Here is an 11,298-nt window from a genome sequence, read left to right on the forward strand (position 1 = left end):
TCGATCGGCTATATCCCACCGGCAGAGGCCGAGGCAAACTACTACCGGCAACTCGCCAGTCAGGCAGCCACCGTGGAGGCCTGACTTAAACCAAACAGCCTCCACGAAAACCGGGGCGGTTCAGTGAGCCACTGACAGAGACCCAGCACCTGGTGCTGCACCTGATCCACTTGGATCCACGCTTGGCCCTCCACCGGCACCGCGTCCGCTTGCGCCTGGTTGCCCAGGCCATCAATCGTTGGCTGAGCATCCGGGACATTGGGCGGGCGCTGATGAAACTGCGGGAGCATCGCCTGCATGGCCACCTGCGCACCCGCGGCCTGGACCCCATCGACTGGGAGCGCTGGCGGTCACCCTGCGAGACTCAGGCAACCCCGGTGATCCGGGGACTGTTGAAGCGGTCGGGGTGGCAAGACGTGCCCGAGAACGCGCTCGAAGCACAGACAGCCCATGTGGTGCGCCTGATAGCGACCCAATGACAGCAACGGGCCCGATACGCGCCCCCGGAGATATCGGCAATTTGGCGAGCTATCCCTGACGATCATTACCGTTCGCCGTTATAGGCGATTCGTATAACTGAGCGATCCCGGTGCTGTTGACAAAAGTTGGGACGAGGCTTGGATGAGGGACGAGGCAACCATGCCTCACGGCCATCGCCGTTCCCCCATCCCCTCTCGGAGCCATCATGTCCCCCTCCCGCGTCGGTCGCCCTTTGCGACCCAGCCCCGCGTTGCCCCAGCCCCGCGCAACCTCGCCAGAAGCCGCCACCCTGGCGGACCAGATCATCCAGTCCATCGGTGCCGCACCGCCGCCTGCAGAACGCCAACGCTTCTATGCCACCACGGAAGATGGGCAACGCCTCATTGTCCGTTCCAACCAGCCCATTGAGGTTGCCCTGACCCAGTTGGAGGGAAAGACAACTGCTCCCATCACCGAAGTCCGCCAAGGAAGGACGGGCGCGCCGATCTTGGTGGGTGGCATGGACCGCAAGGTCCGTGAGCGACCCTCAGAGCGTCACCTGCTTGGCATCTTCCCCGACGGCCTCCCGTCGATTGAAGCGGCAGACCTGCACGATCATCGAATGACGGTGGGCCCGCACTCCCGCAATGGGCGCTACACCCCGGGCATGCCACCCCAGGCTCGCCACATGCAGCAGGCGCATCAAGCAGCCCATCAGGTGACGCCCTGGCAGCCATCGCATCCGACCATCAGTGCCCACGCCGAGCCGCCCCGCCTCTCTGATCGCCTACCGACGTTCCTGGCGCTCCTGCAACAACGGCAGTGCAGCCGCTCCGTGCTCTTTAACAGTCTGTGGACCTATCGGATTTTCATGGAGCTGGTGGGTGACAAACGGTTGCAAGAAATCAATGTGACCGATGGCGACACGTTCGTGCATGCGTTGAGCCTGTGGCCCGCGCATGCGAGCAAACGCCGCGAGTTCCGGAACATGCAGGCACCGGAGGTCATCGCTAAGGCTCAGCGACTGCACCGCCAACCGATCAACCTGCGGACCCAGCAGAGTCACATCGACCGACTGCGGGCCCTCTTTCACTGGCTGGAAAAGCGTGGGGAAATCACGCCCGGCCTGCTCCGTGGGGTGAGGCTCTATGCTCGGGGCCAAGACTTCGGCCAACCGCGTGCTCCGTTCTCGGACGATGAGGTGCGGTGGATGTTCGATGTCCACCAGAAGATCGCCCACAAGACCCCTTATCAATACTGGGCCCCCATCCTCGGTCTCTATCAGGGGATGCGCGTGAACGAAATCGGGCAGCTCTATGTCGATGACGTGGTGCAAATGGGTGGAATGTGGTGCATCGACGTCACCCGTGATCGTCCAGGCCAGCGCCTGAAAAACCGGATGTCCCGCCGCCTTCTGCCCATTCACCCCAAGATCCTGGAATGCGGTTTTGGGGCATTCGTTGAGCAAGCGCGACGCTGGAACCGGATCACCCTGTTTCCTGATGTGATCTGGGGAGCCAATGGGCCAGGCGATTGCATGTCCGACTGGTTCAACCGGACTTTTCTTCGCAAATCGTGCGGCATCGTGCACCCGTCGCTGACGTTCCATTCCTTCCGCCACTGCTTTGCCACGCTGGGGGACCGGAGCAACGTGCGCCATGACCGCCTGGCGCTGCTCCTCGGGCACAGCGCAGGCCAAAGCGTGCTGCGGGAGCACTACATCAGGAACTGTGGCCCCAGGGACCTCGATGCCGATCTCAAAGCGATCCAGTTCCCCCTGATTGAGCATGCCCCCTATGAACCGTCCAGCTTTGATCACGCCTTCGAGAAGGCCGCCCGGCTCGAACAGCAACTGGCCAAGCTTGACGCCGTGTATGGGCCGCGGAAAGCTTGAAACAAAAATGTCGGCATCGAGCTAGTTGAAAATCAGCATCAACCCACACGTCCAATAGCTGCCCAGCCAAAAGGAGTCCGCTGCCATGGTCGCATCACCTCCAAGTCCACCGAGTGCCCCGCCAGGGGGCGGACGTCAAGGCGGGATCCCGCCGCCGAGCATTCCCAGGACGGTCCCCAGCACCCCGGCTCCTGCTCCCGCTCCGCCGCCCCCGAAGAAATGAGATAACGTGCCAATGGCCGCCGTCCAAGGCGGTGGCCTTGTCCACCCAAGATGCGTCAACAGGGGGTGCAGTCAGGCATGACGAAGCAGAGCAACAAGCACCCGGATGGTGCCGGGGCTGGCGTAAACCCATCGCCGGACGAACAGGCACCACCCTTCGTCCCGTCACCTGAGGCTGTGCAGGCATATCAGGCATTCGAGGCTGAGCTGTTCAAGCGCGAGGTCTCAAACGCAGAGGCCTATGACAAAGCCGTCCTTCTGTATTCAACGGGGGCACTGGGTTTGTCGCTCACATTCATCAAAGACATCGTCCCCGCTGGAAAAGCGGTCTGTCTATGGACCCTCTACGCCTCCTGGGGAGGTTTTCTGGCGGCCATGGTTGTTGTGCTCGTCTCCTATCTCGTAGGTCAAAAAGCAATACGCCGCCAGAGGGATTTGGCCTACGAGATCTATTGCTGCCAAGGGGAAGAAGACAAGGCCAAACCGGAACACAATCGCTGGTCGGCATGGACTGACTATTTGAATGTGAGTTCAGGCGTGTGCTTTGTTCTAGGCGCGGCACTGATGACCTGGTTTGTGGCCGACAACGTGGCCCGGCGAGAAGACCCGGCCGCCCTGGCTCATCCGATGATCCAGCCCACTGGAAGCACCAATATCACCTTCAACGATGCCCCCGTCGTTGCTTCTCAACCGCCATCCGAAATCCAACGCGATGCCCTTCCACCGCCATCAAGGGCTGCAACGAAAGCAGATGGCCAGGGCCAACCGAAGACCTCTCGTTGAAACATTTGGACAGAAGGACACCTGCGATGCCGCATGACCGCTTAGAGAAAGGCCTACCACCCCCAAACATCAAGCCATTTCCCCCGAGCCCGGCACCGGCGCCCGCACCAGCTCCGGCACCGCCGCCGCCAAAAAAGTAATGTCCCTTCTGCCGAACATGGAGAAAGCACAATGACCCAGCCACCGCGTAAATCCATTCCAGGCATGGCCAACGATGGCATTTCGCCACCGACCATCAAAATGCCGCCGACAAAACAGAGCACCACGCCGCCACCGAAGGCCCCGCCTCCGAAAAAGAAGTGACCGGCCGCCGGGCAGCGTCGCCAATCATCACCTGAGGTCGAACATATGGCTCCAAAAAAGCTCTCGATCGCCCCAGTCGAGGATGAGGAGACGCTCTCGCCCTATGAGCAACGCCTGTATATCGAGCTCGATCGCATCCTCTATCAGAATGAGCTGACCCCTCGCGCCGTCACCGATTTTTGGGCAGGGGACCGGGATGGGGTCGTTGCTCAGCTTCGCCAGATGAAAGACCGGGTGACAAGGTCCATTGTCCTCACTCATTACGTCGAACTCGACGACACCCTGACGCGGCTTATTCTCCGGCACCTCTTTGGAAAGAACCGCCGAAACACCGCTCAGCGGCGCACGGTCCAGACGATGCTGGACAAAACCTACCTGATCCAGAAGCTGGACCTTGTCGCGGGGTTTAGGACCGTCTCCAAGCAGACCAAATCCAATGTGCAAGCACTGAACCAGTTGAGGAACACGCTGGCTCATAGATATCTGGGGGCACCCCCGAGGCATGAGCGCCTCTACAAATCCAAATACGATGTCTACACGGAAAAGGGTTTGTCGAAGCTGCGGGACGACATGTGGGAGGTGAGCTCTGAGTTGGAGCCTGAGGTCGTCAAGATTGCCATGGACTTGGTGCAGGCCCAGAAGGAGTGGAACCGGAGGAAACGGAAAGGCCCACAAAAGAAGACCGCCAAGCCCAGTGACGCGCGGCTTTGAACGCGCGTCGGATCCTCTGGGTCGGATCAATGGATCCTGGGGTGTCGGCGAAGCTCCAACTTTTCATCCCGCGGCAAAACCATAGGGAGCCCTTCGTCCGGTGGCTGCGGCTCCTGGGATGGTTTGGCCGCTTCAAGCCACACACGTTCCCCCTGATCGCTGACGGAAAGTAGTTCGGTCACCAGGGTTGGGCTGAGCTGCTGGATGCCATCAAGCGCCCGCCCCAGCGCATCCTTCTGGGCAACCTCCTGAGCGGCCAGCTGCGCACCGTCCTTATCCACGTCATCCAAATGCTCCATGTGCCGCAGGCGTGTCGCCTTGGTTTCTTGGACCCTGGCATCCTCACGCCCAATGGCTTCGTGTAAGGACACCCATTCCGCCGGCTTACGGCCAGCAGCCTTGGCGGCCGCCATGCGCACCGGGTGTTCCTCCTCCCATTCCAGCAAGCGCTCCCGGGCGGCGGATCGTTCTCGGCGGGCCTGATCCATCTGAAACTCGGTGTCCAGGCGAGCGGCGACAAGCCGATCTCGCTCATCAACATGGATCGTCTTGCGGTGCATCAGCCTGGCCAGCGCCAAGAGCAAGCGTTCCACCATACGGATGATGCCAATCACCTGCGCATAGACATGCAGGGCATCGGGCTCCTCCGGCAGTGGCACCGCCTGACGGAAACGCCGCAGCAGCGATCCAGGCGCTCCCTCAGGCAATGAGGTGATCACCTCGGCAGAAGGCGAGCCATGCTCCGGGATGTCAGCGCTGGGCACATCCTTTTCCTGCGTGACGGCGGCCAACTCATCGAGCTCGCCCACCGGGCTGGCGAGTTGTTCGGTTGCACTCTCCCGGATCACGTCCTGCATGGCCTGGTCGTGCTGGGCCTCCAATGCCTCGGCCTGAGACACACGTAGCACCTCGCTGTCCACAACGATCTGCCCACGGAGCTCTTCGCCCTTTCGGGTCCAGAAGCCCCTGCGCTCCATCGCAGTGACAGCGGCCCCCAACGTCCGCTGGGGCTCGATGTCCAGACCCATGCGGACGTAGCTTCGGTGATCGTAGGTGGTCGTCAGTCCAGCCGCCTGAGCACAGTGATTGGCGAGGTCAGCCCATGTCGCATTCAAGCCCTCAACAAAACCTGCCGACGTCCGCCGGTTGGTGAGGAACGCAAACTTGGTTCCCAGCCCCCATGCAGAGCTGCCATCGGCCTGGCCGATTTCTTCCAGGGCGCGGGTGGGGAAATACAGGTGAGCGTGATAGCCTCTCTTTGCCTCAGGTTTCGGGAAGCCCAAGGCGGTCTTGGCTCCATCACGATGCAGCCCGATCGAGACGGGTGTGTGCAGCTGGTTGACGATTTGACGAGCCATGGCAATGGCCATTTGCCTGGCTTCTTCCAGCCCCACACCAAGGGGAATAGGAACCCGGTAATCCCGGGCAAGCTGGGCATCTTTTCGTTTCTCCGCTGCCTCTACCGCAGTCCAAAGCGTCTGCGGGTCTGTTGCCCACGCCGGGGCGCCATCGGGAACGATGGTCAACGCATCGGCGATGTGATCCCCCATGCGGCGTTGCCGGAAGTCGTGCCATTTCTTGGCGCGTTCATCGTAGAGGCGCAGACCGAGGCGATAGGCAACGCCAGCGATGGCGCTGTGGCCGTCCGAACGGCCATGGGTGGAAAGGTGAGGGCGCGCATGCAGTGTCATCGAAGTCCTTTTTCTAGGGGGTCTGGGCGATCATCCTGATCAGGGATGGGCTGAGCACCCGTTGCTGTGTTCTCAGCACATCGAGACATGCAAGCAAAGAACAGGAGCGCGTCAAGGACCAACGGCCAGCAAAATCTTGCATCTGTGACGGCTAACTTTATGGTTGCGAGATCCGTTCAACGCTGTGGCTCTTGATGGTTAGCCCTTGCTCTCGGGGTTGCTTTGCTCTGAGCGTCCTGTTGGCACAACAGTTAAGACGCGCCTTCGATTTTGCATTTAGTGTTGGTCTGCCTGCCTGTGGCTTGCCCTGGCTTTCGGATCAGGAAAAAGCGTCGCCGCCCATGAGAGGCATTCAAGGAGAGCGGGCCCGTCTCACCCCCTGCGCCAAGCCCCGTCTACCCTCGATTGAGAACCAATCGCGGAGCAGGCATAGTCATGAGCGTCATGGGGCTACCCCGATTTGGAGGGGGTATGGCGAAGGGAAGCCGCGGCAACGCCGCCAATGAGGCACTGTTTGAGGAGGACTATGTCCTCCGAACCTTGGGCAAGATCGGCTACGACGGCGAAACGGCCCTCACTGAGCTGGTGGCCAACGCCTGGGACGCCGGTGCCTCCCGTGTCTCGATCGTCATCCCCGAGGATGCAGGCAGCTCCCTAACGGTCGAGGATGATGGCCACGGCATGACGGCGGACAATTTCCGCGCGCGCTGGATGAAGCTGGGCTACAACCGGATCAAGAACCAGGGCAGTGGCGTGGAGTTTCCCCCGGAGCGCGCCGGCCAGCATCGCGTCCCCTTTGGGCGAAACGGTGTGGGCCGTCATGGGCTCCTCTGTTTCGCCAACCAGTATGAGGTGGAGACCTGGCGTGGAGGCGATGCCATCTCGCTCGTCATCAACACGCAGAACAATGCCTCGCCGTTCTATATCGAGCGCGAAACCAAGTCCAAGAAGACTGGACACGGGACCCGGCTATCCGTTGTGGTGGACCGGCACCTACCTAACCCCCTCTCTGTCCGAAAGGTCTTGGCTGGGCGTTTCGTGCACGACCCTCAGTTTACCGTTGAGGTCAACGGACGCTCGGTTCCCTTGGCCCAACACGAAGGCTTGATCAACACCGAGGTGCTCCGCATCGGCTCTGGCTCCACGGTGGCAGCCCACATCGTGGACACCACCAAGGCCGCCCAGAACACCCGTTACCAAGGCATTGCCTTTTGGGTGAACCGCCGGCTGGTTGGCACCCCGCGCTGGGCCGTCGGAACCACACCGGTTCTGGATGGGCGCTCGCGGTTTGCCAAACGGTATGCGGTGGTCATCGAGGCCGACGGCACCTGGGCACCTTTCGTTGAACAGGACTGGTCCAGGTTCAAAACCGAACCCGAGGTGGACCGGCTGTTCTCCGAGGTGGCCAGCTATGTCCATCGTCAGGTGGAAGCCCTGTCGGCCTCGTTCGTGGAGGAAAACTCCGAAGATGCGCTGATGCGCAACCGGGAGGAGTTCCGGAACCTACCCACGGGTGCCAAGGTTGAAGTGGCCCAGTTCACCCATGCCCTGGTCGCTGACCATCCGAGCATTGCACCTGAGGCGTTGGCAAAGGCCGTGCGGGCCGTCATCCAGCTCCAATCGGGCCGAGGCGGGATCCGCCTGCTGGATAAGCTCATGCACCTCGATGAAACCGACATTGAGGGACTGGATCGCCTGCTGGAACAGTGGACGGTCCAGGATGCCCTCGTCGTGTTGGATGAGATTGATGCCCGCCTGTCGGTCATCGCCGCCATCGAGAAGCTGGCCAAAGATCCGGCGACCGATGAACTCCACACCCTCCACCCGTTGATCACTCAGGCGCGCTGGCTCTTTGGGCCGGAGTTCGACAGCTCCGAATACGCCTCCAACAGCACCCTGCGCACGGTGGCCGAAGAGGTCTTCGGGTCCCGCAAGGCAGACACCACGTTCCAAAACCCACGCCGGCGCCCTGACCTGGTGATCCTCACCGATGCAACGATCTCGCTGACCGCCACGACCACGTTCAATGGCACGGATCACCTGGCCTGCATGCGGGACGTGCTCCTGATCGAGTTGAAAAAGGGTCACTCAACGATCGGTCGAGAGGAGATGCACCAGGCCGAAGGCTACATCGAGGACCTGATGTCCAACGGTGCGCTGGCAAGCCGGCCGTTTTTCCATGCCTATGTGGTGGGCCACGAAATCGCCCAGGCAACCACCCGCACCAAGTCGCTCGGTGAAAGCCAGGACGTTTTCGCCCGCATCCAGGCCACCACCTACGGTCAACTCACCGACACGGCCAACCGTCGCCTGATGAACCTGAAAGAGCGCATCCCCTCGCGTTACGAGGAGGTCAATGGCTATGACCTGGTGCAGAAGGTCATGGGGCAACCCAGTCAGGCACCTCTGATGCCCCACACTGAGTGATTGGGTCAAGCATCCAGGGCGCCTTGACAGGCTGTCGCCTTAGGCTAGGTTCCTATGCGCGAACCTCTGGGCAACATGAGCCCACCACAGGCCGAAATACTGACGCGCTCCTGAGCCCAAAACCCCACAAAGTTAGGCAATCCAATGACAAGCTCCGACCAAAAATTTGACCGTTTTACAGAGCGAGCGTTTTACATTACGGCAATACTTTGTGGCGCTGGCGCTGGCATCTCGGGAGTGGCCTTGTTAGTGTTTTTAGCCACACGGGCTGTTGCCAAATAAAGTATCCCAGTGAACCAATGCGTTCACGAGCAGCAAAATAGTAATAAAAACGGTCAATCCGAAAATTATTGGCGTGCCCAATCCGTCAATACTGCCAATAACGCCACCATCACTCTGACGATAAGCTGGCCTGCACATTTCACACAACTCTTCATCAGCGGATGAGAGGCCGCATAAAGACTCAGTTTGAGTCGAAATGCCAGCCGAACTATTAAGGCGCCGAAGTGACGTTATCAGCAGACAAATTAGGCTGAAAATGGCCACCATTCCTGCAACCAGGACCACCACAAGCGGTCGGAAATTTGCGGTCAAGTAGGCGACATATGCAACAGCCAAAAGAACCACTGATGAAAAATAGAAAGAAAAATTTATATCAGAAAATATTTCCCTATCTTTCTTTTTATAGATAAATCCACCGCCAACGAAAATGCCAGCCAAGCACGGAAAGGAAAAGGCCGCGTAATCACAGGCATCATGAATTCCATTCGACATGGCGCCATTCTCACAAACCGGAACAAGGTAGAGAAAGGTTGTAACAAAAAAGATAACGGCCTCCGCAGTTAGAAACCAGAGGACAATATGCTTTTTCTTCAAATCACCCCATTCTTTGCTGCTCCAAACCTTGAACCCATTTTTTCTAGGAAAAAAGCCCGACAAAAAGAGCAATAACGCGCAACTTGCAATTATTACGCACATCCAAAATATGTAGGCCTTCAAGTGCACCCCCGAGATTGAATTTAGCTATCGCCCTTATGAACTGACAAAATCGTCATAAGGCCTACAAGATCAACCCCCCAGGCCAAGCCAGAACAGGCAATCTCACGCATCTCCCTGGGTCCATATTCGCCGCTATAAATCTCCACATGTTCCTCATCGAGGTCGTGTCCCATGTAGGCGCACCGCCACTCTAAGGGAACCTTTGCTGCCTTCATGGTTTGGGCAGCCGTTTTCCGGAGACTATGAAACCCATACTTACCCTTGTCGGGTTTGGGAATGCCCATAGCCTCGATGTGACGTCCGAAGGCTTTTGAAAGCCAGTCGCCCTGGCCATTGACCGACCCAATCTTGATCTTTGGGAACAACCGCCTTTCGCCCCGCTCCCTGAGCCTTTCCACGAGCTCCATCAGGCCTAGGGTGATCAGGTCAGGGTGGATGGGAATGGTTCGTAGGCTGGGTTCGTTCTTGACGCTCTGACCTTCCCCCTCATCAGTGATCGTCATGCAGGCCACACCATCCACCGTCGTGAAATCCACCAACGCCAACTGCCCCACTTCGGACACACGGGCACCGGTATACAGGCCGATCACCGCTCCCCAGCGCGCGCCTGCGCTCAGGTTGACGAGCGCATCAGGGGCATAAAGCGCCTGGATCTGGTCAAGGGTGAAGGACTTGAAGCCAAACGCCCGCCGCCGCTTCTTTTCCTGCTTGCGGTAGATGACGTGCCCGGCCGCCGGATTTTCGTCTTTGTGAAACTTGGCATAAGCACCAGCGGAGACGGCCCAGGTGAAAAAGCCTCGGACATAAGAGGCTTTGTTGATCAGGGTTGGGGTCTGCAACCCGCTCGTGCGGAGCGTTTCGATCCAGGCGGAAACATCCTCGCGCCGCACCTCGTGCAGCATCTTCGAGATGCCCACATGCCGGGCAAAACCCATCACAGCCGCTGTTTTGATCACCAGCGTCTTTGGCAACGTGTCAGCCTGGATGCTTTTCAGCCAAGCATCAGCGGCCTTGCCGATCGCACGCGGACGAGCGGGAGCAGGAGGCATGGCCGAAGCCGCTGACGTAGACAGCGTCTGGGCCAAAGAGGCGCCCAAGGTTTCCATCGCACCGGCCAGGGATTGCATGTCCGGAGGCGATGCCTGGGTGGCATGGGGGACGGAAGGTGCCTGGGTGAGCCAAGCCGGGGGTTTCTTGGCTTCGCGGATCGCCTCAATCAGCCGTTCGTGGTCCGCCTCATCGGTGGCCTCAAACCGCATGGAACCATCCGGGCGAATCTCACAGCCGTAATCAATCAGCTCCTCCCCAGAGCCCGTTTGCAGAACGACTGAACGCTTCCGAGCCGGTTGCTCCGGCAGATCCTTGGCGCGTCGTTCCTTGACCATCGAGATCCCCTCATCCCGTGCCTTGGCGAAGATCTGAGCATAGCGCGCACCGAGGATGTAAGCCCACCACCGGGCCAGCTTGGGATCTCGGGTGCGGAGGGATCGCTTGATGATCCGCAACCCCAGGAAGCCTTGAAGGTCTCTGGGGACCACCAGGCGGAAGTGAAAAACGCCCGAGGCGTGGCGCAAAAGATGGTGTGCAAGCCGCATGGTTGTTGACCAACCGACTTGACCAAGCGCCGTTTCTCTCAACTCACAAGAAACACCTTAAAAATAGGCATTTTTGCAATGTTGGCGGAGAGAGTGGGATTCGAACCCACGGTAGGCTTGCACCTACGGCAGTTTTCAAGACTGCTGCCTTAAACCACTCGGCCATCTCTCCGGATTGTCGAACCGCCAGCCGTGCTGCGCACGGCTCTACGCC

General features: G+C 59.5%; 8 protein-coding genes and 1 tRNA gene. 5 read left to right on the top strand and 4 right to left on the bottom strand.

The features are described from left to right. The first annotated feature begins 152 nt into the window (after nucleotides 1-152). The 4 genes from ABQJ56_RS16465 (at nucleotide 153) to ABQJ56_RS16480 (ending at nucleotide 4,372) form a co-directional block, all read left to right on the top strand. On the top strand, nucleotides 153-479 hold the full coding sequence (locus ABQJ56_RS16465) for a hypothetical protein (protein ID WP_367846110.1): 327 nt from the start codon (nucleotides 153-155) through the stop codon (nucleotides 477-479). Between the two features lie 206 nt (nucleotides 480-685). Further along, nucleotides 686-2,353, top strand: coding sequence for a site-specific integrase (locus tag ABQJ56_RS16470; RefSeq protein WP_367846111.1), 1,668 nt, complete (start codon nucleotides 686-688; stop codon nucleotides 2,351-2,353). Between the two features lie 300 nt (nucleotides 2,354-2,653). After that, nucleotides 2,654-3,358 carry a hypothetical protein gene (locus ABQJ56_RS16475; protein WP_367846112.1) on the top strand — a complete coding sequence of 235 codons (705 nt, stop codon included), beginning with the start codon at nucleotides 2,654-2,656 and terminating at the stop codon, nucleotides 3,356-3,358. A gap of 348 nt (nucleotides 3,359-3,706) precedes the next feature. After that, complete coding sequence (locus tag ABQJ56_RS16480; protein ID WP_367846113.1) at nucleotides 3,707-4,372, top strand: hypothetical protein; 666 nt, start codon at nucleotides 3,707-3,709, stop codon at nucleotides 4,370-4,372. A gap of 26 nt (nucleotides 4,373-4,398) precedes the next feature. Here the strand turns inward: ABQJ56_RS16480 and ABQJ56_RS16485 are convergent, their stop codons facing one another. Then, nucleotides 4,399-6,063: a MobA/MobL family protein gene (locus ABQJ56_RS16485; RefSeq protein WP_367846115.1), complete on the bottom strand. Its 1,665-nt coding sequence runs from the start codon at nucleotides 6,061-6,063 to the stop codon at nucleotides 4,399-4,401. Between the two features lie 471 nt (nucleotides 6,064-6,534). Between ABQJ56_RS16485 and ABQJ56_RS16490 the strand changes: the two genes are divergently transcribed. Beyond that, nucleotides 6,535-8,490, top strand: a complete 1,956-nt coding sequence (locus ABQJ56_RS16490) for an ATP-binding protein (RefSeq protein ID WP_367846116.1) — start codon at nucleotides 6,535-6,537, stop codon at nucleotides 8,488-8,490. A gap of 255 nt (nucleotides 8,491-8,745) precedes the next feature. Here ABQJ56_RS16490 and ABQJ56_RS16495 read toward each other — a convergent pair whose 3' ends face one another. The 3 genes from ABQJ56_RS16495 to ABQJ56_RS16505 all read right to left on the bottom strand — a co-directional run bounded on the left by ABQJ56_RS16495 (nucleotide 8,746) and on the right by ABQJ56_RS16505 (nucleotide 11,256). Beyond that, nucleotides 8,746-9,489 (bottom strand): hypothetical protein, encoded by a 744-nt coding sequence (locus tag ABQJ56_RS16495; protein ID WP_367846117.1) that lies wholly within the window; start codon nucleotides 9,487-9,489, stop codon nucleotides 8,746-8,748. 20 nt (nucleotides 9,490-9,509) lie between these two features. Next, the gene (locus tag ABQJ56_RS16500) at nucleotides 9,510-11,084 is read right to left on the bottom strand and encodes a DUF6538 domain-containing protein (protein ID WP_367846118.1); all 1,575 of its coding nucleotides are present in this window, start codon (nucleotides 11,082-11,084) and stop codon (nucleotides 9,510-9,512) included. 82 nt (nucleotides 11,085-11,166) lie between these two features. Then, nucleotides 11,167-11,256: transfer RNA gene (locus ABQJ56_RS16505), tRNA-Ser, on the bottom strand. Between the last annotated feature and the right edge of the window lie 42 nt (nucleotides 11,257-11,298).

It is taken from the genome of Rhodanobacter geophilus, assembly GCF_040812275.1.
In the GTDB taxonomy this organism is placed as follows: Bacteria; Pseudomonadota; Gammaproteobacteria; order Xanthomonadales; family Rhodanobacteraceae; genus Rhodanobacter_A; species Rhodanobacter_A geophilus.

What these genes read in the sequence shown, in the direction of transcription:
- ABQJ56_RS16470 (WP_367846111.1), top strand. Translation starts at nt 686, where the DNA reads ATGTCCCCCTCCCGCGTCGGTCGCCCTTTGCGACCCAGCCCCGCGTTG.
- ABQJ56_RS16475 (WP_367846112.1), top strand. Translation starts at nt 2,654, where the DNA reads ATGACGAAGCAGAGCAACAAGCACCCGGATGGTGCCGGGGCTGGCGTA.
- ABQJ56_RS16480 (WP_367846113.1), top strand. Translation starts at nt 3,707, where the DNA reads ATGGCTCCAAAAAAGCTCTCGATCGCCCCAGTCGAGGATGAGGAGACG.
- ABQJ56_RS16485 (WP_367846115.1), bottom strand. Translation starts at nt 6,063, where the DNA reads ATGACACTGCATGCGCGCCCTCACCTTTCCACCCATGGCCGTTCGGAC.
- ABQJ56_RS16490 (WP_367846116.1), top strand. Translation starts at nt 6,535, where the DNA reads ATGGCGAAGGGAAGCCGCGGCAACGCCGCCAATGAGGCACTGTTTGAG.
- ABQJ56_RS16500 (WP_367846118.1), bottom strand. Translation starts at nt 11,084, where the DNA reads ATGCGGCTTGCACACCATCTTTTGCGCCACGCCTCGGGCGTTTTTCAC.